The organism is Paenibacillus pasadenensis, from assembly GCF_002864175.1.
GTDB lineage: Bacteria > Bacillota > Bacilli > Paenibacillales > Paenibacillaceae > Paenibacillus_O > Paenibacillus_O pasadenensis.
This window is the reverse complement of the sequence record NZ_NFEZ01000001.1, coordinates 439,994-461,884: the sequence shown is the minus strand read 5'-3', so window position 1 is coordinate 461,884 and position 21,891 is coordinate 439,994. Positions and strand designations below refer to the sequence as shown.

Sequence of the window (21,891 nt, the reverse complement as noted above, 5' to 3'; positions counted from 1 at the left end):
AGGCGCTCATTCGTCCTTGAAGCGGAACGAGCGGGCGATGTACAGCACCGGCGTGGAGGCGATGGAGATGACAAACTTGAGCACGTAGGTGGTCAAGAAGATCTGGATCCAGATGTCCCACGGATATTCCGGATGAAAGGCGAATGCGATCGTGCAGAACACGAGCGAGTCGACGAACTGGCTCAGGATCGTGCTGCCGTTGATGCGGATCCAGAACTGGCTGCGGCCGCCGAAGCGGCGCTTCAGCGCCGAGAACACCCGTACGTCCAGGAACTGGCTGATCAGATACGCGCTGAGCGAAGCGAGCGCCAGCCGAGGCATCAGGCCGAAGATGATGCTCAGCGGCTCGTGGGCAAAGTCGCCCTCGGCCGGATCGAACGCCAGCACCATCTGCATGAGCACGGTCGTGGCGAGCAGCGTGAAGAAGCCGAACCAGACCGCCTTGCGCGCCTCCGCGCCGCCGTAGCGCTCGTTGATGAGGTCCGTCGTCATGTAGAGCGAGGCGTAGATCGTGTTGCCGAGCGTCATGACGATGCCGAACATCTGGATCGTCTCGGTCACCTGGATGTTGGCGATCACGGTCGCGAAGCCGATCCAGGCGTACAGGCCCATTTTGCCGAACAGCCGGAAGCAGGCCAGGAACAGCACGAAGTTGACCAGGACGAAAAAGACGCCCCAATAGAAGTTGAACATGATTCCTCCCTAGTTTTGGTTACGCGGGATGGTCTCGAACCGCGTCCGGCAGCTGTAGTCGCGGGCGGCGGCTGTTTCCATGCCGCGATTCGCCTTGCGCCTGCCGAAAAAACCTGGTCTATCATAGCACAGCCGGAGCGCGTCAAAAAGAGGGAGGCTGAAATTGCCTCCCTCTCTCTTTGCATTCCGACCGCGCTTTACGAGATGGACAGTCCGGCGCTCGCATATCCCGCCACCGTATTGACCAGGTTAAGGCCGGTCGCCGTCGCGCTGAAGACGAGCAGCAGCCTCTGCTGCGTCGTGACCGGAATGGCCAGGCCGGTGACGATGCCGTTCGAGATCGTCCCCAGCGAGATCACGCCGGTCAGCGCAGGGGCGAGCGTCACCTCGGTCCCTGCAATCGGAGTGAAGGTGTTGTCCGGCGTCGAGGAGCTGTACAGCGTCGCCGTAATGCTGATCGTCGAGCCGACGAGGCTGAGGGCGGCTGTCGTGCTGAAATACGCTGACAGCGCCGTAATCGTGCCGTCGCGCGGAACGGAAAAGGCAAAGTTGAGCAGCGTTCCCGCCGCGCCCGTCAAGTCGATCGTATTGCCGACGACGCTCACGCCCGTGGCGGAGCTGCCGAAGCCGACAAGCGAAGTCGTCCCAACGAGTCCTCCCGCGATCGTGGTCAGCACCGCAGGCAGGCCGGATGCGAAAGGAAGGATCGCCCCGGCTCCGGCCGCTCCGGTCACGCCGGTCGTCCCGGTCACCCCGGTCGCTCCGGTCGTGCCCAGCGCCCCGGTCGCTCCGGTCACGCCGGTCACGCCGGTCACGCCGGTCGCTCCGGTGTCGCCGGTCGTGCCGGTCACGCCGGTCGTCCCTAGCGCTCCGGTCGCCCCCGTCGCTCCAGTGTCGCCGGTCGCCCCTAGCGCTCCCACAGCTCCTGTCGCTCCCGTCGGCCCGGTCGCTCCCGTCGGTCCGGTTACTCCGGTGACACCCGTCGCCCCCGTCGCTCCAGTGTCGCCCGTCGCCCCGGTCGCTCCAGTGTCGCCCGTCGCCCCCGTCGCTCCGGTGTCGCCGGTCGCCCCTAGCGCTCCCGCAGCTCCTGTCGCTCCCGTCGGCCCGGTCGCTCCCGTCGGTCCGGTTACTCCGGTGACGCCCGTCGGCCCGGTCGCTCCGGTATCGCCGGTCGCTCCGGTCGCTCCGGTCACCGACAGTCCCGCCTCTCCCGTCGCGCCTGTTGCGCCCGTCGGCCCGGTCGCTCCTATCGCTCCGGCCGCTCCCGTCGTCCCCGTCGCGCCGGCCGCCCCCGGCGCACCCGCCGGTCCCGGCACCCCTGCTGGTCCCGCCGGGCCGACCGAGCCCGCCGGCCCCTGAGCGCCGGCCGCCCCTGCCGGCCCTGGCAAGCCCGTCGATCCTGGCGGCCCTGGAGGCCCTGGTGGTCCGGGAGGTCCCGGCGGTCCGCCGCCCCCGCCGGTCGGAATCGACGACGCTTCGAGGGCGGCGAGCCTCAGCCGCGCGACCCAGCCGTCCTTGACCGCGTTCGACACGCAGCTTAGCAGCACGATCGCGAGCAGCTCCCCGAGCAGCTGCTGCACGGCCGCAATGACGGGATCCGTCCAGCTCCCCGCGCGCTCCGCCGTTCCGATCGCCAGCTCCACGGCAGCGAGCAGACGCGCCTTTTCCCGTCTCGGCATCGCCAGATCGACCGCCAGCTGATGCAGCTGCCTGAGCTCTGCCGTCAGCCGTCCGGCCGGCGGCGATGACGCCGGAGACGCCAGCGCGGCATCGATTCCTTCCAGGATCTCCTCCATCCGGTCTGCCTGTTCCGGTCGGAACGGCACGATGCAAGTGGCGCCCGTCTTTTTCGAAACCTTGCAGTCGGACCCTTTATGCGGCCTGCGGGCGCCGATCGGCAAGCGCCCCTTGTTTCCATCCTCCATCTCCCCGCCCCCCTCCCCTTCGTTCTGCTCATAGGTATGCGTTTGCCGGCATCTGAATACTCGTGACTTGCAGCCGCCTGTCCCCTCGGAAAAGGAAAACGTCCGCGCCCTCTGCCGAAGCAGGGAGCGCGGACGCGGGCGAATCGAGCGAATGGCGGGCGGCGAGCCCGCTAAATAAGGCTCTTGATCGCCATCATCGCGTCGATCGGAGGATGCTCCGCTCCGAACGCTTCGACGAAGGCGATGTTGGAGCGGTCGTGGAAGCCTTCCATAAGCAGGATGTCGTAGCCGAGAGCCTCGAGCTCCTCCGGCTCCCAGCCGCTGCGATGGGTCTGGTGCTGCTCGCCGTTCAGGCCGTAGTGGTCGATGCTCGCCTGCGGGAAGAAGCCGCGCGGCGTGAACAGGATGACCCGCTCGCGGGCGATCGACTCCGCCTGCCGGATCAGCTCGTAGCCGTCCTTCTTGTCCAGATGCTCCAGCACGTCGACCATCGTCACCGCCGTGAACGAACGGGGCACGAACAGGCGGCCGATCTCGAGCGCGTCGGCATGGATCGGGATGACGAGCGGCGAATGGGCGGCCACATGCGCCAGGTAGGGCCGATGCACGTCGAGCGCGACGATTTTGCGCGCGTCCATCGCGCCCAGCAGGACGCCCGGTCCGCAGCCGACGTCAAGCAGCGTGTCCGCGCCCGCGATCATGCCGTTCAAAAACCCGAGAAAGTCCTTGCTTGCCGTTCGTTGAATCATGTTGGCTCCTCCTTCGGCCGGTCCGGCTCGTCTAGTCCATCCTATGCCGGGCAAAGTCTCCCGATGCGGCAAACGCCTCCGCTCGCGGCAAATCAGGCGCATGCCGCCGGGCAGGCGGCCAGCCCCGTCCCCGGCCGGCCCCATAGACTGGTAGGACTAGAAGCAGGAAAGGAGGCGGAGCCGATGGGCATGCGGGCGAGCATCATCCTGCCCTGCCGCGACAAGCATCCGCTCGTGCTGCTGACGCTGTTCGCGCTGGAGCGCCAGACCGTGCCGCCAGACTGCTACGAGGTCATTCTCGTGGACGACGCCTCGTCGGATGCGACGCCGGGCATCCCCGCCGCATGGAGCTTTCCTTACCGGCTGCGCCTGCTCCGCTCGGAAGCCGGCCTCGGCCGGCCCGCCGCGCGCAACGCGGGCATCCGCATCGCCGAGGGGGAGGTGCTGATCTTTCTCGACGCCGAGGTGCTCGTCGGACCAGGCTTCGTCGAGTCCCATCTGCGCCTGCACGAGCAGGACGGACAGCTGCTCGCCTCCGGCGTGCTGACAATGAAAGGCGCCTATACGCATCTGCATCCCGGATTCTCGGCCGAGCAGGTGCAGCAGGCGTATAGCCTGATTTTTCCCCGCCCCCGCCATCATGCCGCCTGGGAGGCGTTCATGGGCGGCGGCGGACCGCAGCTGCTGCTCGGGCGGGAGGACATCCACGCCGAGGCGTACGTGGAGCTGTCGTTCGCCAAGCCGATGGAGGCCGTGTTCGAGGCCGAGATCCTGCAGCGCTTCGGCGACCGTCTGACGGGCTTCCATCTGCCCTGGCTGATCAGCCATACCGGCAATCTGTCCGTGCGGCGAGCGGCGTTCGAGCGCTGCGGGCTGTTCGAGGAGTACGAGGGCTACGGCTGGGACGATCTGGAGCTGGGCTACCGTCTGTTCCGCCAAGGCTACCGCTTCGCGCATATCCGCGAGCCCGCCGTCTACCACCAGGAGCATCCCGTAGCGCCCTCCGTCGGCCGGGAGGCGCAGGAGAACTTCTTCCGCTTCCAGCAGAAATACCGGGACATCAGCCTGCTCGTCCTGCTGCTCCTGTATCTTCCGGTGCCGATGAGCTTCTACCAGGCGCATCTCGTGCTCGACGAGGTCTACCGGCTCGACGCCGAAAGCGCCGGCATCTACCTGCCGCTGCTCGGCACGATGCGCTCCATGCTGGAGGCGGCCGGCTACCTGCTGCGCCACGGCCAGCAGCCGGCCCATCTGGCTGCCCATGCGGGCTGCCCGCCCGGCAGCGCGGAGCGGGCGCATTTCGAGGCGCAGCGCGCCGCCATCGCCGCCTCCGGCCGCTGGCCGACGCTCGTCGAGGCGCTCGCCCGGCTGACGTCGCTGTAGCGCCTGCATCGGGCATTGCAACGATGCCGGATTCAAGCTATCATTTAGGGGATACTGCCAGGCTCTTCCATGCCGATGATGACCGCCTGCCCAAAGGAGACGATCGCCATGTCATCCCCGCCCGAGCGGCCTCGCTACCCGATCCCGGCGACGCGGCTCGACGAGATCGACCGCCGCATCTTGGAGCTGCTGCGCGCCAACTCGCGCATGTCCTATACCGATATCAGCAAGGAAGTCGGCATCTCGCGCGTCGGCGTCCAGGCCCGCGTGAACGCGCTGTCCGAGTCCGGCGTCATCGAGCGCTTTACGCTCACGCTGCGCCCGGACAAGATCGGCCTCGGCGCGAGCGCGTTTTTCCTCGTCGAGGTGGAGCCGCCCCGACTGCATGAAGCGGCGGAGCGGCTGGCCGCCGAGCCGCAGGTGACGGAGGTGTGCCGGCTGACCGGACCGAGCGCCCTGCATGTGCGGGCGCTGTTCGCCGACCTGGACGAAATGGACGTCTTCCTGCAGGACAGGCTGTACCCGATCGCGGGCGTCGTCCGCGTCGACAGCCAGCTGCTCTCCAAGCGGTACAAATATTGAACCGAAAGAAGCCCCGAACTCCGGCACAGCCGGATGTCGGGGCTTCTTCCATCCTGCTGCGGCGATCGGATACAATGGAGGAACAACGAGGGCCGGAAAGCCATCCGCCCGAATGGAGGGGTCATCATGAGCATGCCGCTGATCGGCATCTTGCCGCTGTACGATTCGGAGAAAGAAAGCTATTGGATGCTGCCGGGCTATATGAAAGCCGTGGAGCAGGCGGGAGGCATCCCCGTCATGCTGCCTCTGACGGGCGAGGAGCAGGCGCTGGCCGCGCTGGCCCGCAGCCTGGACGGATTCCTGTTCACCGGCGGCCATGACGTCGATCCGGCGCTCTACGGCGAGGAGATCGCGGAAGCCTGCGGCGAGCTGTGCCGAGAACGCGACCGCATGGAAGCGCAGCTGTTCCGGCTGGCGCTGGAGCTGGACAAGCCCGCCTTCGGCATTTGCCGCGGCCTGCAGCTGTTCAACGTCCTGCTGGGCGGCACGCTGCATCAGGATCTTCCAAGCGCGGCCGGCTTCGACTCGGCGATCGGCCACAAGCAGCGCCCCCCTTACGACAACCCGGCCCATCCGGTGCAGGTCGAGCCCGGCTCGCAGCTGCGCCTCCTGGTCGGGTCCGACCGCCTGCATGTCAACAGCTATCATCATCAAGGGATCAAAGCGCTCGCTCCGTCCCTCGCCGCGGCGGCCAAGGCGGACGACGGCCTGATCGAGGCGGTCGAGCTGCCCGGCAAAGCCTTTGTCGCCGCCGTGCAGTGGCATCCCGAATTCAGCTACGAGAGCGAGCCGTCGAGCCGCGCGCTGTTCGCCGCCTTCGTCGGCGCTTGCCGCTCGGCCTAGCACAAAAAGCAGCCCCCCGCCCGCATTCGGGCCGGGGGCTGCTTTGGCGAAGAGGCTCCTATCGGCGCAGCGCCGCGAGCGTCTCCAGCGCTTCCTTGGCCGCGCCGATCCGGTAGCCGGAGCTGGCGTAGCGGATGCGCCGCTCGGCGTCGACGACGAACAGATGCGGACAGCCCGCCTCTGCCGCCGAAGCGGCCTGCGCCAGCGCCGGCAGCGACGAGCCGCCGCGCTCGCGGGCGAGCCTCCCGCCCGCCGGCACGGCGCTGGCGGCGAGGCTGTCGCCGCCGTCCGGCTGCCGAGCCGTCGCCGCCGCGCGCGGACCGCCGTCTGCGGCTCCTTCCGCGAGCAGCAGAAGCACCGCCGCGCCTGCCGCCTGCAGCGGCTCGGCCTGCTCGGCCAGCTCGCGCAGCAGATGGCGGCTCGGCTCGCGCTCCGGCTCCAGCCAGGCGACGAGCGCCGCGCCTTCGCCGAGCGCCTGCGTCCAGCCGAGCGGAGCGCCGCCGTCCAGCGGCCACAGCTCGCCGGCCGGCCGCAGCTCGCCGAGCACCGGCACCGCCTCGTCCGCCGACCGGAACGCCAGCTCCAGCTCGGCCAGCTCCCCGGCGCGCAGCTCGGCGTAGCTCAGGCGCGCCAGCGCCGTGCCGTCCTTGAGGCGCGTTCCGGTCGTGAGCCGGTACTCGCCGGGCTCCAGCCGCAGCCGCCGATCCTCGTAGCCCGTGCTGCCATGCGGATAGGCGAGCGTCCGGTAGACGCCGTCCTGCAGCCTCGCCAGCGTCATCGTGACGCCGTAGACGGCTGCCGGCGCGCCCGGCACGGCGGCGAGGCGAAGCTCCGCATGCCGGCTGCCGGCGCCGTCGCCTGTCCGACCCGCCGCATCCGGCATCGGCTCGCGCTCGTCCGCGAAGCGCGCTTCCCGCCAGCCGTCCTGCCAGAAGGCGGGACGATGCGAGCCCGGCTGCAGCCGGGCGGGAATGCCGAGGCTGCGGTACAGCGCGACGAGCAGGATGTCCCTCGTCTCCCGATCGCCCCGGCCCAGCCTCCATGCGCCGGCCGGCGTGCCCTTGCCGCGCAGGTTCGGCACCGTATCGGCGAGCGCGAACCGCCGCTCCAGCTGCGCCGCGAGCCCGGCCGGGCGGAGGCGCAGCGCCTCCCGCTCCTCGCGGGAGAACGCCGCCGCCAGCAAGCCGCGATAAGGGGCCAGCCGCTCATGCAGCACGCGCGGACAAAGCACATAGGAGTCGAACCGCTCCCGCTCGTCCTCCGCATCCGTCGACGACGCTGGCGGCGCCTCGCCGAGCGCCGCCAGCGCGCCGAGCAGATGATCCTCCAGCGTCGGCCGCATCGCGTCGGTCCGATCCTTGGCGCTCAGCGTCTCGACGAGGCGCAGCGCCCAAGCGCCGCGCCCGGCGCGCGCCTGCTCGCCGAGGAACGCGGCGATCTCGGCGCCGTTGCCGCGCGCGCCGGCCAGCAGCGGCAGCAGCCGCTCCGCCGGCAGTCCGCTCGCGCGCGCCAGCTCCGCCGCCTCCGGCTCCCCGAGGAAGCCGGCCTCGAATTCGCCGCGGCGCGCCGAGCCCTCGCGCAGCCGCTCCTCATGGCGGCGCAGCGCCGCCTCCGGCAGCTCGGGCAGCGGCTCGCCGTCCCGCTCCGGCGGCGGCACGAAGTCCAGCTCCGCCGGCGCCTGCGGCTGTCCGCGCCGCGCGAGCCGCAGCTCCAGCGCGTCCGGCGAGCCCGCGTGGACGAGCCGCTCGTCCCAGCGGCCGCCGCGTCCGGCCGCCCGCACGAGCAGCGTGCCGAGCCCCGCGCGCAGCCAAGCCCGTCCGTCGGCATCCGCCGTCAGCACGGCGATCGGATGCAGCTCGGCCATGTTGTACAGCTCGAAGCGCACCTGCGCTCCGGCTGCGGCCGAGCCGTCCTCCTCCCGCACGGACACGTCCAGGACGCGCGTCGGCGCGTAGGTCGCGAGCAGGTTCAGCTCGGCATAGCCGTCCCGCTCCAGCGTCGTTTCCTCCGAGCCGGCATAGCCGCCGAATACCCGCGTGTCGACGAGCATCGCCCGCCGCGCCGGCGGCGTGAACCAGCCCTGGTCGAGCCGCGCCTCCGGCTCGCATGCCCCGAAATAGCGCCAGCGGCCGTCCGCCCACGCCTCGACCCAGGCGTGGTTGTCGTCGCAATGCGCCCAGCGCGGCGTATACACCTGGCGGGCGGGGATGCCGACGCTGCGCAGCGCCGCCACCGCCAGCGTCGACTCCTCGCCGCAGCGGCCGCGGGCGGCGCGGATCGTCGTCAGCGGCGACGCCGTGCGCAGGTCGCTGCCGGCGTACGTCGCTTTTTCGTGGCACCAGTAGTTCGTCTCGAGGATCGCCTCCTCCATGCTCCTCCCCTGCACCCTCGGAGCGAGCTCGGCGTGGAGCAGCCCGCGCGAGCCGTCGATGTCCTCGGTGTTGATCCGGTACGGCAGCACGAAGTGCGCGAACAGCTCGTCCGGCACCTCCCCGCCCCACGGCATCGCGCGGCGGATCGCCAGCGACTGCCGGGCATGCTCCAGCAGCATCGCGCCGTCATAGTCGGCCAGATCGCCGACCGGCATCGAGGCGAGCAGCAGCCGGAGCGCCCACGCCTCTTCCTCGTCCCGGGCCTCGACGAGCGCGCCGAACAGCTCCCGCTCCCGCGCCGCCGCCAGCCGCCTCCGCTCCTCCAGCCTGCGCGCGATGCCCTCCTTCTCCCGCTCTCCCGGCGACCAGGGGGCCGGCTCCCGCCGCCTCTCCCGCTGCCGCCCGGCGTCCGCTCCCCCCGATTCCTCAGGCGAGCGCGAACCGCCTGCTCTGCCGCTCATCGCAACTCCTCCTTCCACAAACGGCCGTCCTCGCGAATGCACAGCCGCGACCGCCCGTCCTCCGACGGCGCCGACAGCTGGAACAGCCCGCTCGTCGTCTCGACCTGCGGCGAGATCGTCCAGCCCTCGCCGGTCATGAGCTCGGCCGCGTCGGCCGCGAATCGGCCCTGCGCTTCATAATAGTTGCGCTGCCGGTAGTACAGCCGCCGCAGCTGCCATTTGATCCGCTCGTCCTCCGCCAGCTCGAACGCCGGCGTGTCCGCCTCCGCGAACTGCACGTAGCCCCACAGCTCCGGATAGTGCATGTTGACGAGGCCCATTGGCGACCACACCCAGTTGTCCTCCGGACAAGGCCGACCCGTCTCCGGGTCGAGCCGCTTGACGTAGCGGCCGTCCGCGACGTCGACCTGCCACTGCACCCGCGAGAAGTTGACCCGCCAGCTGTCGCCCGCAGCCGGCGGCCGTCCTTCCGCCGCGCACTCCTTCAGGCTCGCCCACGGCATCGCGACCTCGACGCTCCACCGCCGGTTGTCCGCTCCGGGACGGTTCAGCTCGCCCTCGACATGCACCGCAGTGCGCAGCCCCGCGATGTCCCAGCCGTTCACCGGCGGCCCGCCGTCGCGGTACGGCCTCGGCAGCAGCAGGTCCCACACCGTGCCGAGCGCGTTGATCTCGAACTCGTAGTAGCCATGGGTGCTGCCGTTCGCATCGATGAAGATCTCGAAGTCGTTGTCCTGGAAAATGACCGAGTCGCGCTCCGTCAGCGTCGCCCAGATCTCATCGTCCTCAAGCTCCGCCCCGACATAGAAGCACTCGTCGTCCCACAGCATCTTGGCCCGCGTCCGCTTCGCCGGACGGGGACGCCGGTCCCCCTCGATGTCGACGAAATCGTCCGTCCACGCCGCCGCCGCCCAAAACGGCTTGTCGAGCCGTCCGTCCAGCTCCAGCGGGCCGCTCGCCCGCTCGCAGCGGTAGCTCTTGGGCTCATACTTCCCGATCGCCGGCTCTGGCACTCCGCTCCGGTTCATCCGCGCCACTCTCCCTGTCCGTTCAATTATGGGTGACGACGGCGCCCGAGCCGCCGTACATATCGATCTCGTTGTCGAATTCCAGCTTGATGACCGTCACCTGCTCATGCGTCTGCTCCGGCTTCAGGCCGATCCATGTCGTGCCGGGAATGTCGAACCACGGCACGCCGCCGTGGATTTCCCACTCCAGCTCCTGGCCGCTGTGCAGCACGCTCGCCCGGCGGATCGGGTTGCACAGCCCTTTCAGGCAGACGCTCTCCTTAGGCTCGTCGCGCACGAACAAATACAGCGTCCGCCGGTCCGCGGACAGCGTGCTGCCGCCCGGATAGTAGCGCGTCATGACGCCCTCGCCGGTGCCGAACACCGCCTCCTCGTGGTCGCGGATCCAGCCGCCGAGGCCGAGCAGCGCCGCCTCCTGCCGCTCGTCGATCGTGCCGTCCTCGCGCGGCCCGATGTCGAGCAGCATGTTGCCGCCCATCGCGATGCAGTCGCAGAACATGCGGATGATCTGGCCGACCGACTTGTACTTATGGTCCGTCGGCACATACCCCCACGACGCGTTGATCGTCGTGCAGAATTCCCATGGCCCCTCCGGCCTCGTGATCGGCAAGCCCTGCTCCGGCGTCTTGTAGTCGCCGTAGCCCTGCAGCCGGGAGTTGACGATAAGCTCCGGCCGCAGCTCCAGCAGCCGCTGCTTGAACGCCGGCAGCCCCCACTGCTCCGCGCTGCGCTCCCAGTCTCCGTCGAACCAGAGCAGGTCGACCGGCCCGTAGTCCGTCAGCAGCTCCCGCAGCTGGGCGTCGTTGAACGCGAGGAACCGCTCCCAGGCTTCCGGCCGCTGCACGCCGTCCGCCGGGGCGGAGAAGCGGTTGACGGCGGACAGGTCGTCCGGCGCGCGCCCGCCCTCGAAGACGCTCGGGTAATCCGGATGCGACCAGTCGATCAGCGAATAGTACAGGCCGCAGCGGATGCCCCGCGCGCGGATCGCGTCCGCATACTCGCGGACGAGGTCCCGTCCCGCCGGCGTCCTTTTGACGACGTTCAGCTCGCTCTGCCGCGTGTCCCACAGCGCGACGCCGTCATGATGCTTCGTCGTCAGCACGGCATACCTCGCGCCGGAGCGCTCGATCAGCTCCGCCCAGCGCTCCGCGTCGAACCTCGACGCCGTAAAGCCGTCCAGCTGCTTCATATAGTCCTCGTACGACAGCCGCCCGTTGTAGAACGACCACGACTCCGCCACGCCGTCCACGGCATAGATGCCATAATGAATGAAGATGCCGAGCTTCGCTTCCTCAAACCACTTCTGCATGCCCTTCCCGCCTTTCGGTTCGGTTTACCGCTTTCATTCTAGGGGCGGCCGTCGCGCCTCGTAAATATGTCATTCGTAACAAGCGTCATCCTTTTTCCCACAAGCCCTCGGAAAGATGACTCATATCTGACATGCCTGTAAGCGCTTATCCGTTTTGGCGCTTCGACGATAGTCATTTCTGCTTCGCCGCCTCGGACAGGCGCAGGGCGGAAATGACATCTTGCAGGCGGGAACCGCTCCAGGCGCGGCATTCCCGGCTTTTTCCCGAGCAGATTCGGCCAATCGGAGACCGGCTGGCGCCGCTCCCGAAACGACATATTTACGCTTCCGGCCGCATCCCGCTATGCTGATGCAAACGCTTCATCCCCGATGCGCCGCTGTCGGATCGACCGCTGCCGCTCTTTCCGATCGGGCCTGACGAGGGATGTGGCGTCATCTTTCCTCACTTAAACTAGACTCGAAGGGAGGTTCAACGATGGGAACGACGAACGCCGCCGCCGGCCTGCAGACGCAGGCCCAGCCGCAAAAGCGCCGGGGCTGGAGGCGGATTTTGCGCAACTGGGAGCTGTACGCGTTCATCGCCCCGGCTTTCTTCTATTTCCTGATCTTCGCCTACGGGCCGATGTACGGCATCCAGATCGCGTTCAAGAACTACGTGCCGACGCTTGGCTTCGCCGGCAGTCCGTGGGTCGGATTCGACCACTTCACCCGCTTCTTCAACTCCTATTATTTCTGGGACCTGATCTGGAACACACTGAGCATCAGCCTGTACGAGCTGGCCGTCGGCTTCCCGATTCCGATCATCCTGGCGCTCGCGTTCAACGAGGTGAAGAACGGCTGGTTCAAAAAGACCGTGCAGACCGTCACCTACGCGCCGCACTTCATCTCCGTCGTCGTCATGGCCGGCATGATCATCACCTTCCTGTCGCCGTCGACCGGCATCATCACCCACATGCTCGAGTGGATCGGGCTCGATCCGCCCGACTTCCTGACCGATCCGCGCTGGTTCAAGACGATGTACGTCCTCTCCGGCGTCTGGCAAGGAGCGGGCTGGGGCACGATCATCTACCTCGCCGCCCTGTCGGGAGTCGATCCCGGCCTGCACGAGGCCGCGATTATCGACGGCGCGAGCCGCTTCCAGCGGCTGCGGCACATCAACATCCCGACGCTCGTGCCGACGATGACGATCCTGCTCATCCTGAACATCGGCAGCCTGCTCAGCGTCGGCTTCGAGAAGATTCTGCTGCTGCAGAATCCGCTCAACATGGAAGCGTCGAACATCATCGCGACGTTCGTGTACAAGGCGGGCCTCGTCGATGCCCAGTACAGCTTCTCGACCGCCGTCGGCCTGTTCAACTCCGTCATCAACTGCATCCTGCTCGTCGCCATCAACCAGATCGTCCGCCGCACGAGCGAGAACAGCCTGTGGTGACGCGAATCCGATTCCGCCGAAAGGAGGCCTGCCGTCCATGACCAGCCAAGCGATCAAGGAATCGCGCGGAGACCGCGTCTTCCTCGTCGCCAACTACCTGTACCTGCTGATCGCGCTCGTCATCGTCGCCTATCCGGTCCTCTACATGCTGAGCGCCTCGATCAGCAGTCCGCAGGCGGTCGGCTCGGGCGAGATGTGGCTTTTCCCGAAGGGCATTACCTTCGAGGGCTACGAGCGCGTGTTCCAGGACAACCGGATCTGGAGCGGCTATGCCAACACGATCCTCTATACCGTCACGGGCACGCTCGTCAGCCTCGCGGTGACGCTGCCGGCGGCCTACGCCCTGGCGCGCCGCGACTTCGTCGGCCGGAACTTCTTCATGGCGATGTTCATGGTCACGATGTTTTTCGGAGGCGGCCTCGTCCCCTCCTACCTGCTCGTGAAGGATCTGGGCATGATCGACACGATCTGGGCGATCATCCTGCCCGGCGCCGCCTCGATCTACAACATCATCGTCACCCGCACGTTCTTCATGTCCACCATCCCGAGGGAGCTCGAGGAGGCGGCCCAGATCGACGGCGCCTCGACGACCCGCCTGTTCCTCACCGTCGTGCTGCCGCTGTCGATGCCGATCGTCGCCGTCATGGCGCTGTTCTACGGCGTCGGCCAGTGGAACAGCTACTTCTCGGCGCTCATCTACCTCAACGATGAGACGAAGTACCCGCTGCAGATCATCCTGCGCCAGATCCTCGTGCTGCAGGAGATGTCCGCCCAGACGGGCGGAGGCATGATCGACGCCTCTACCGCCTCGGCGCTCAACAACAAGGCCGAGATCGCCGCGCTCGTCAAGTATGCGGTCATCATCGTCGCCACGCTGCCGATCATCGTCATCTATCCGTTCCTGCAGCGCTATTTCGTGCAAGGGGTCATGATCGGCTCGGTCAAAGGCTGAGCCGCAAGAAAGCGTTATACTACATTCAAGGGGGAATACGACGATGTGGACCAAACCTCGCACCAACCTCAGCAAGCTGCTGACGACCGCCATCGGCATGAGCCTGCTGGCGGGCTCCCTGGCCGCCTGCTCCGGCACGAACTCCGGCGCGGACAACGGCTCGGCCGGCCAAGGCGGCTCCGCCGGCAACGCCGGCGCGGCCGATTCGGCCGTCGCCAAGGAAGGCATGCCGATCGTGCAGGAGCCGATCACGCTGTCGCTGATGGCGCCGGACGTCGGCCACGCCAAGTGGGAGGACATGGCGGTGCTGAAGGAAATGGAGAAGCTGACGAACATCAAGCTGACGTTCCAGAACGCGCCGCAGGACAGCTTCGAGACGAAGAAGAACCTCGTCTTCGCGAGCGGCAGCTACCCGGACATCTTCTACGCGGCCGACCTCAAGCCGGCGGAGCAGGTGACGTACGGCTCGCAGGGCGTGCTCATCCCGCTCGAAGGACTGATCGACGGCGGCTACGCGCCCAATCTGAAAAAGATCCTCGATGAGAACCCTCAGATCCGCAAAAACATCACGACCCCGGACGGCCACATCTACGCGCTGCCGAACGTCGATCTGACGGCCGTCTGGTACCGGAGCCCGATGTGGTACAACGGCTCCTTCCTGAAGAAGCTCGGCGTCTCGGAGCTGCCGAAGACGACCGACGAATTCTACGCCTACCTCAAGCGCGTGAAGGCGGAGGACGCGAACGGCAACGGCAAGGCGGACGAGATCCCGCTGACGAGCACGAAGCTCGACGACCTGCGCATGTTCTTCTTCGGCTTCTGGGGCATGTACGACGAAGTCATCTACGCCGACAAGGACGGCAAGGTCCACTACTCTCCGCAGGAGGAAGGCTACAAAGGCTACCTGACGTTCATGAACAAGCTGTGGAGCGAGGAGCTGCTCGACCACGAGACGTTCTCGCAGACCGACGAGCAGAAGAAGGCCAAGGGCAAGAACAACCAGGTCGCCGTATTCAACGACTACTATCCGTACTTCACGATGGGCGGCGAGCCGAGCCGCGAGCATCCGATGATGCAGCCGCTGCAGAGCGAGATCGCCGGCACGCCGGTGTACGGCAAGCATCCGGGCCAGTCGGCCAACGGCGTGTTCGCGATTTCCAAGACCAACCCGAACCCCGAGGCGACGATGCGCTGGGCCGACTACCAGTACGGCTACGAGGGCTCGCTGCTGTTCAGCCAGGGCCCGGAGAACGTGCTGTGGAAATACAGCGACAAGGCGACGCTCACGAAGGAGCCGCTGGAAGTGCCGGGCGGCGGCAGCCGCGACGATTACAAGGGCACGCTGACGCCGAACTACGGCATCCTGCCTCCGGGCGTCAACCTGCCGGAGAACAACAAGGGGCTGCAGTCGGACTTCGACGCCTTCATCGCCGAGGAGAACGAGAAGAAGCTCGTGCCGATCGGCAAGATTCCGTTCCCGAACGTGTTCCTGACGCCAGAGGAGCAGTCCGAGGTGACGGCGATGCTGTCCGACATGAACCCGTACGTCGAGCAGATGGAAGCGAAGTTCATCACCGGCCAGGAGCCGCTCTCCGGCTGGGACAAGTACGCCGCCCAGCTGAAGAAGATGGGCAGCGACCGCATCGTCGAGATCTACCAGGCGGCTTACGACCGCTGGAACGGCTCGAAGTAAGGCGCGAGGCGCGGGCGCGGCGTTCCGCTAGGCGCGGGCGCGGCGACAAGACGCTATTCGCTCCGAATCGGGCGAATGCAAAAGCTAACGAAACTGACCCGCGTTATGGGGCGATAAGTCGCTGAAAAACCCGCTTTATCAACGGAATAACGTTTGTGGGTTTCGTTAAAAAATCCGAACGGCGATTTTCAGCAAAATAGCGCCGCTCTGTTTCGTTAGAAAAGCGACTCGGGACGCAAACAAGCCCGGAGGGACCAAGCAGCGGCTGCTCCTGCTTCGTTCGTCCGGGCTTGCTTGTTTTTGCCGGGCTCCATGGCCGCCCACTCGCAAGGCGCTCCGACAAGGGAACTTCTTCCCTTGTTCCGCCAGCCCGCCGACGCGCTCGCCCGAGCGGGCTACTCCGCGCCGGCGCCGCCTCCCGGCTCGCCGCGCTTGCGGTATTGGCCCGGCGTCATGCCGGTCTCCTTCTTGAACTTGCGGATGAAGTTCGGCGTATCGAGGTACCCGACCCGCTGGATGATGTCCTTGAGCGGATCGGCCGTAGCGTCGAGCTGGCGCTTGACCTCGTCGATCCGCAGCTGCCAGACGTAGGCGGTGAAGTTGAGGCCCGTCTTCTCCTTGAAGGAGCGGCTGAAGTGCGACGGCGAGATGCCGTGCTCGTCGGCGACCGACTCGAGGCTGAGCGAATGGTCGGCATAGCGCTCATGGATGTGCTGCACGGCGCGGTCCATCAGCGAGCGCTCCTCCGTGAGCGAGCGGGATTCCGCCTGCGAGCAGATCTGCGCGGCGAGGCCGAGCAGCGCCTGCTCCAGCGCGTCCGGCGAGCGGAAAGCCGACGGCGGAGGCAGCTGGCGAGCCAGCGGGCCGAGCTCGGGCGCAGAGCGCAGCATCGTGCCCTGCACCTCGTAGCCCATCGCCCGCAGCAGCGGAGCGGAGGCGACGCTGGCGCGGATGGCGGCCACGCATTCGGCAATCGTCGCCGCGGCCACCTCGTAGCTGCCTTGCTTGAGCGCCTGCGCCAGCTTGAGCAGCGGGCCGGCCGGCAGCCAGCTCGCCTCCTCCCGCAGCTCGGGAATGAGATCAAATCGCTGCGCCGTCCCCGCTCCGGCGGCCTGGGCCGACTCGAACGCGGACAGCGCCTCGATGTACGACTGGCTGAGCGGCCCCGGCCCCTCGTACAGCCGGCCCGCGCCGATCGTCGGCCGGATCGCGCCTGCGTCCTCGAGCAGCGGCCGCAGCTTCCCCAGCACAATGCCGAGCGGATCGGACCGCTCTCCGTCCGGCCCCTTCATGCCGACGATGAACGCCATGCGCCGCGGCTCCGGCAGCTCCACGCCGTAGACGGCCGCATCCGCTTCCGGGATGGAGAGGCTGCGCAGCCTTCCGTAGACGGAGCCCGCCTCCGGCTGCTCCTCCTCCCAGCCGGCGACGAGCACCGCATAGCGCTCCCGGTCGAATCCGAGCTGAAGCGCTTGCAGCAGCTCGGGCGCGACGCTGCCGGAGCCGCCGTGTTTGAGCAGCATGAGGAGAAAATGATTGCGCGCATACGGCTCCTGCAGATCCGCCATGCGGGTCGAATACTGCAGCACGCTGCGGATCCGGCCCAGCTCGTCCGCCGCCTTGGCCGCGCCGGGCTGCCGGGCGCTGGAGCTGGCATAGGCGGCCAGATCGGAGATCGGGCCGTAGTGGCGCCGCGCCATGATCAGCGCGAGGCCCGCCCCGCCCGCCGCGACCGCGCCGAGCAGCAGCACGAGAATGTTGCGCAGCTCGACGACGCTCGAGAAGAACTGGCTGCTCGGCACCGCCGTCACATAGGTCCAGCCGTTCTGCTCCGACTTGACCGAGACGACGGAGTGCTTCGTGCCGTTCAGCTCGAGGCTGTGCGTCCCTTCGGGCTGGCGGAACAGGCGGCGGATGTCGTCCGGGCCGAGCGACTCTCCCCGCCGCGTCGCCGTCAGCACCTGGCCCTTGTCGTCGAATACGAAGGTCGAGCCTTGGTAGCTGCCGAGGATCGAGGCGATCAGGCCGCCGAGCTGAGACTCCTCGATGAGGTACAGCACGGTGGCATGCGGATTAGGGCTGCCGGGCGTGATCGGCACCATATAGGCGAGCATCGACTGCTGGAGGCCGGCGGTGCGCTGAACGAGATCCGCCGGCCGCATGGCCGGGAACTTCGCCTCGTCGAGATCCGTCTCCACCGTGCGGGACGGCCAGTTGTGAAAGGCGTAGCGCTCGTGGAAGACGTCCATTCCGGACATGCCTTTCGACGAGAAGATCCGGTCGTCGCCATGGAAATACAAGAACAGCTCGCCGATCATGGCGCTCGTCGCCATGTACTGGTCCAGCGCCTGGATCGCCTCGCTGCCGTAATAGGGGTCATGGGTCCGGTAGTTGGTCAGCCGGGTATCGTAGGCGATGCGGGTGGCGATCATCGAGAGCTCGCGCATCCTCGAGTCCACAGTATGGCGAGCCTGCACGAGCTGATTGTAGTGGGCCCGCTCCACCTCGCGCTGCAGGTTGCCCGTCGCGCTCTGCGAGATGGCTCCCGCGAACAGCAGCAGCGGCACGAGCAGGATGAGCAGATAGGACAAAGCATAGTTCAGAAACAAACGCGATTTCAGGTAGCTCATGAGTACGGTCCGCCCTCCCGGATGCAGGTTGCCTTTTTCGCCGGCCTCTCCCTTTTCGCCCTGAATTGACCTAACAGCCTAACTGAACCAAACTAGGGTTGCCGTTTCATCATAACAGAGCCGCAAGCCGATTTGAACGCTCTTTCCGTCCTGCCGATCCGAATGAACCGAAGGAGGAATTCCTATGAACGACCGACCTTCCGAAGCGAGCCTGACCCTCGGAATCGATCCGAGCGCCCGCTCGGGCGCGGCATCCGAGCCCTCGGAGCCGCTTCCAGCCGGCCTCCCGCTTGAGGCCCTGGAGGACGGAGACGTCCAGGAGGGCGTCCACAACTACAGCCGCGAGGAGGACTATGTCTGGCCGGACGAACCGCTGCTGCGCGAGCGGCTGGAATGGTTCCGCGACCAGAAGCTCGGCCTGATGATGCACTGGGGGCCCTACTCCCAGCTCGGCATCGTCGAGTCGTGGGCGCTGGACGACGTCGATGCCGAATGGTCCCGCGAAAGCGTCGATTGGACCGACGATCCGGCGCGCATCAAGCGCGAGGTCGCGGGGCTGAACCGCACGTTCAACCCGCTCCGCTTCCAGCCGGAGCGGTGGGCGGAGCTTGCCGCCGACAACGGCTTCCGCTACTTGAACTTCACGACCAAGCATCACGACGGCTTCTGCATGTGGGACACCAAGACGACCGGCTACTCCGTCACCGGCCGCGACACGCCCTTCCATACGCATCCCTACGCCGATGTCTGCCGCGCGCTGTTCGACGCCTTCCGCGCCCGCGGGCTGGCGATCAGCGCCTACTTCTCCAAGGCGGACTGGCATACGCCGTACTACTGGTCGCCCGACATGCCGCGCGAGCGCACGAGCCGCGGGCCGTCCTACGATCCGGCCGAGCATCCCTCGCTGTGGGAAAAGTTCGTCTCCTACACGCATGAGCAGCTCGACGAGCTGCTCACGCATTACGGCCGGATCGACATGCTGTGGCTGGACGCCGGCTGGGTCGGCCCGCGCAGCGGCCAGGACATCCGGCTCGGCGAGGCCGTCGAGCGGGCGCGGCTGCGGCAGCCTTGGCTGCTGTCGGCGGACCGCACGATCGGCGGACCGTACGAGAACGTCGTGACGCCGGAGCAGACGCTGCCGGAGCGCCCGATGTTCATTCCTTGGGAAAGCTGCATCACGATGGGCACGGCGTTCAGCTTCCGTTACGAGGACGAGTACAAAAGCGTGCGCGAGCTCGTGCATCTGCTCGTCGAGATCGTCGCCAAAGGCGGCAACCTGGCGCTCAACGTCGCCCCGCAGCCCGACGGCAGGCTGCCGCGCACGGCGATCGAGCGCATGAACGGGCTCGGCGCGTGGCTTCGCTCGAACGGCGAGGCGATCTACGGCACGCGTCCGATCGCGCCTTACGGGGACGGCAGCTGGTTCTTCACCGCGAAGCAGGGCTTCGTTTATGCGATCCGCCTTTATGCCGAGGGAGAGGCGGTCGGGGAGCGACTGGAGCTGCCGGAGCTGCCGGGCGGCATCGGCTGCGGCCCGGCTGCGGGCCGCTCGTCCGCGACGGACCGAGCGCCGGTCGGGGCGCACGCCTCGGCGCGGGACGGCTTTGGGCCGGCCGCCGACGCCTTGGGGCCGAGCGGCTTCGTCTCGGCCGAGGCTCTCGCCGGCCCTGCCGGCGATCCGCTTCCCGCGCCGCTGGAGCGCAGCGGCGCGGGCTGGACGCTGACGGTGCCCGAGCGCCTGCGCTCGGAGCCGAATCCGCTCGCGCTCGTTTTTCGACTGACCGGAGCCCAAGAAGGAGGCCAATGAGATGAAGCTGGGACTGAGCACGTACAGCCTGCTGAACGCGATCAAGGCGGGAGAAATGACCGTGCTGGACGCGATCGACTGGATCGCGGACAACGGAGGCGAGCATATGGAAATGGTGCCGTACGGGTACACGCTCGTGGACGATCCAAAGCTGGCGGACGCCGTGCGGGAGAAGGCCGCGGCGCGCGGCATCGAGCTGTCCAACTACTGCCTGCCGGCCAACTTCGCGCAGGAGACGCCGGAGGCGTTCGAGGAGGAGGTGCGGCGCGTGCAGCGGCATGTCGACCTGTGCGCCCGACTCGGCGTGCGCCACATGCGGCATGACGTGACCGCGTTCACGATTCCGGCGGAGCAGATGGGCATCGGCTGGTTCGACGACCGCTTCGAGGAGATGGTCGAGGGCTCCCGGCGCATCGCCGACTATGCCGCTCCGCTCGGCATCACGACGACGATCGAGAACCACGGCTTCAGCGCCCAGGCGAGCGACCGGGTGCAGCGCATCCTGCGAGCCGTCGGCCGGCCGAACTTCCGCACGACGCTCGATGTCGGCAACTTCCTGTGCGTCGACGAGGACCCGGTCGTCGGCGTCATGAACAACCTGCCCTATGCCTCCTTCGTGCACTTCAAGGACTTCTACGTCCGTCCCGAGGACGAGAACCCCGGCGGCGGCGTCTGGTTCCGCAGCTCGCACGGCAAGTATCTGCGCGGCGCGATCGTCGGCCACGGCGACCTGCCGATCCGCAAGCTGATCCGCCTCATCCGCGCTTCCGGCTACGACGGCTACATTACGGTGGAGTTCGAGGGCATGGAGGAATGCCGGGCGGCATCGCGCATCGCGATGGACAACATGCGGCGGCTGTGGGAGGAGTGCGGGGCATGACAAGAAGCTATATCCGCGCGGGATATGTGAACGACCATCATCTGCCGCTGCTGACGGACCGCGATCTGGCGCAGCTGACGCATCTCAACCTGGCCTTCGCCCATGTGCGGGAGGACGCGATCCAGACTTCGCATCTGCGCCACGTCGACGCGCTGCTCCGAATCCGTTCCTCCTACCCGCAGCTCAAGCTTCTGCTCTCCGTCGGCGGCTGGAGCGCCGGAGGGTTCTCCGAAGCCGCCTCCACGGCCGAAGGCCGCGCCCGCATGGCCGCCTCCGCCCTGCAAGCGCTCGAGCAGCTGCCGCTGGACGGCATCGACCTCGACTGGGAGTTACCCGAGCTACAGCGTCGCCGGCATCGCAGGCCATCGGGACGACAAGCGGACGTTCACGCTGCTGCTGCGGGAGCTGCGCGAGGCGCTCGACGCCAAGAGCCGGGCGGACGGGCGGACGTACCTGCTTACGATCGCCGCCGGAGCGGACCAATACTACCTGGACGGCACGGACATGGGCGAGGTCCATCCTTTGCTGGATTTCATCCAGCTCATGACCTACGACATGCGCGGCGGCTTCCAGGTGCTGACCGGCCATCACACGAACCTGTTCACGCCGCCGGGCGACCTGTTCCGCATCAGCGCCGACGCTTCGGCCAGGCTGTTCGAGGCCGCCGGCGTGCCGCGAGAGAAGCTCGTGCTCGGAGCGGCGTTCTATTCCCGTCTCTGGCGCGGGGTGCCGGACCGGCAGCAGGGCCTGCATCAGATGGCGGCCACGACAGGCGGATACGGACCCGACTTCACCGAGCTCGACGAGGCGTATATCGGAAAGAACGGCTTCGAGCGCTACTGGGACGAGGATGCCCAGGCGCCGTACCTGTTCGACGGGCAGACGTTCATCTCCTATGACGACGAGCAGTCCATCGCAGCCAAGTGCGCCTACATCGCCGAGCGCGGTCTCGGCGGCCTCATGTTCTGGGAGTACGGCCTCGACCGGACGGGACGGCTGATCGCGGCGATGGCTCGCGGCCTCGGCGGCTGAGCCGCTGTGGCACGCCGAGCCTTACGGGACCGGCGCCGGCCGGGCGAAGCCTTTTTGCATGGCGTTACCGGAACGGAAGCTCCAAAAGCCTCTCTCCACTCGCACTCTGCGGTGGAGGAG

15 protein-coding genes and 1 pseudogene are annotated in these 21,891 nt (G+C 67.4%); 9 read left to right on the top strand and 7 right to left on the bottom strand.

Translation table 11 applies throughout. From position 1 onward, the window contains the following. Window positions 1-6 precede the first annotated feature (6 nt). The 3 genes from B8V81_RS02055 to B8V81_RS24655 form a co-directional block, all read right to left on the bottom strand. Window positions 7-693: a queuosine precursor transporter gene (locus B8V81_RS02055; RefSeq protein WP_028598886.1), complete on the bottom strand. Its 687-nt coding sequence runs from the start codon at window positions 691-693 to the stop codon at window positions 7-9. 197 nt (window positions 694-890) lie between these two features. Beyond that, window positions 891-2,618 carry an exosporium glycoprotein BclB-related protein gene (locus tag B8V81_RS02050; RefSeq protein ID WP_146000440.1) on the bottom strand — a complete coding sequence of 576 codons (1,728 nt, stop codon included), beginning with the start codon at window positions 2,616-2,618 and terminating at the stop codon, window positions 891-893. Window positions 2,619-2,788: 170 nt separating this feature from the next. Then, window positions 2,789-3,367, bottom strand: a complete 579-nt coding sequence (locus B8V81_RS24655) for a class I SAM-dependent methyltransferase (RefSeq protein WP_028598885.1) — start codon at window positions 3,365-3,367, stop codon at window positions 2,789-2,791. Window positions 3,368-3,550: 183 nt separating this feature from the next. On the opposite strand from B8V81_RS24655, the gene B8V81_RS02045 reads away from it, so the two are divergent. From B8V81_RS02045 to B8V81_RS02035, 3 genes are all read left to right on the top strand, one after another. Beyond that, window positions 3,551-4,750, top strand: coding sequence for a glycosyltransferase family 2 protein (locus B8V81_RS02045; protein ID WP_180968354.1), 1,200 nt, complete (start codon window positions 3,551-3,553; stop codon window positions 4,748-4,750). A gap of 108 nt (window positions 4,751-4,858) precedes the next feature. Next, window positions 4,859-5,332 carry an Lrp/AsnC family transcriptional regulator gene (locus tag B8V81_RS02040; protein ID WP_043111307.1) on the top strand — a complete coding sequence of 158 codons (474 nt, stop codon included), beginning with the start codon at window positions 4,859-4,861 and terminating at the stop codon, window positions 5,330-5,332. 126 nt (window positions 5,333-5,458) lie between these two features. Continuing rightward, window positions 5,459-6,175 (top strand): gamma-glutamyl-gamma-aminobutyrate hydrolase family protein, encoded by a 717-nt coding sequence (locus tag B8V81_RS02035; RefSeq protein ID WP_028598883.1) that lies wholly within the window; start codon window positions 5,459-5,461, stop codon window positions 6,173-6,175. A 58-nt stretch (window positions 6,176-6,233) separates the two neighbouring features. Here B8V81_RS02035 and B8V81_RS02030 read toward each other — a convergent pair whose 3' ends face one another. The 3 genes from B8V81_RS02030 to B8V81_RS02020 are packed head-to-tail and all read right to left on the bottom strand — an operon-like array spanning window position 6,234 to window position 11,345. Continuing rightward, window positions 6,234-9,008: a transglutaminase-like domain-containing protein gene (locus B8V81_RS02030; protein WP_101807577.1), complete on the bottom strand. Its 2,775-nt coding sequence runs from the start codon at window positions 9,006-9,008 to the stop codon at window positions 6,234-6,236. Next, complete coding sequence (locus B8V81_RS02025) at window positions 9,005-10,036, bottom strand: carbohydrate-binding family 9-like protein (RefSeq protein ID WP_028598882.1); 1,032 nt, start codon at window positions 10,034-10,036, stop codon at window positions 9,005-9,007. Before B8V81_RS02025 ends, B8V81_RS02030 begins: the two co-directional genes overlap by 4 nt. A 22-nt stretch (window positions 10,037-10,058) precedes the next feature. Then, the gene (locus B8V81_RS02020) at window positions 10,059-11,345 is read right to left on the bottom strand and encodes an alpha-L-fucosidase (RefSeq protein ID WP_101807576.1); all 1,287 of its coding nucleotides are present in this window, start codon (window positions 11,343-11,345) and stop codon (window positions 10,059-10,061) included. 475 nt (window positions 11,346-11,820) lie between these two features. Between B8V81_RS02020 and B8V81_RS02015 the strand changes: the two genes are divergently transcribed. From B8V81_RS02015 to B8V81_RS02005, 3 genes are read left to right on the top strand one after another with little or no spacing between them, the layout of a single operon-like run. Next, complete coding sequence (locus tag B8V81_RS02015) at window positions 11,821-12,777, top strand: ABC transporter permease (protein ID WP_028598880.1); 957 nt, start codon at window positions 11,821-11,823, stop codon at window positions 12,775-12,777. Window positions 12,778-12,814: 37 nt separating this feature from the next. After that, window positions 12,815-13,729, top strand: a complete 915-nt coding sequence (locus tag B8V81_RS02010; RefSeq protein ID WP_028598879.1) for a carbohydrate ABC transporter permease — start codon at window positions 12,815-12,817, stop codon at window positions 13,727-13,729. A gap of 43 nt (window positions 13,730-13,772) precedes the next feature. Continuing rightward, entirely contained in the window at window positions 13,773-15,422 is a 1,650-nt protein-coding gene (locus tag B8V81_RS02005; RefSeq protein WP_228551754.1) for an extracellular solute-binding protein, read from the top strand. 395 nt (window positions 15,423-15,817) lie between these two features. On the opposite strand, the gene B8V81_RS02000 is transcribed toward B8V81_RS02005, so the two are convergent. Continuing rightward, window positions 15,818-18,052, bottom strand: coding sequence for an AraC family transcriptional regulator (locus B8V81_RS02000; protein WP_052333220.1), 2,235 nt, complete (start codon window positions 18,050-18,052; stop codon window positions 15,818-15,820). Between the two features lie 184 nt (window positions 18,053-18,236). Between B8V81_RS02000 and B8V81_RS01995 the strand changes: the two genes are divergently transcribed. From B8V81_RS01995 to B8V81_RS01985, 3 genes and pseudogenes are all read left to right on the top strand, one after another. Further along, window positions 18,237-19,859, top strand: coding sequence for an alpha-L-fucosidase (locus B8V81_RS01995; RefSeq protein ID WP_084137225.1), 1,623 nt, complete (start codon window positions 18,237-18,239; stop codon window positions 19,857-19,859). A 1-nt stretch (window position 19,860) separates the two neighbouring features. Next, window positions 19,861-20,739 (top strand): sugar phosphate isomerase/epimerase family protein, encoded by an 879-nt coding sequence (locus B8V81_RS01990; protein ID WP_028598876.1) that lies wholly within the window; start codon window positions 19,861-19,863, stop codon window positions 20,737-20,739. Next, window positions 20,736-21,771, top strand: a pseudogene (locus B8V81_RS01985) (glycoside hydrolase family 18 protein). Before B8V81_RS01990 ends, B8V81_RS01985 begins: the two are co-directional and overlap by 4 nt. Window positions 21,772-21,891: the final 120 nt, after the last annotated feature.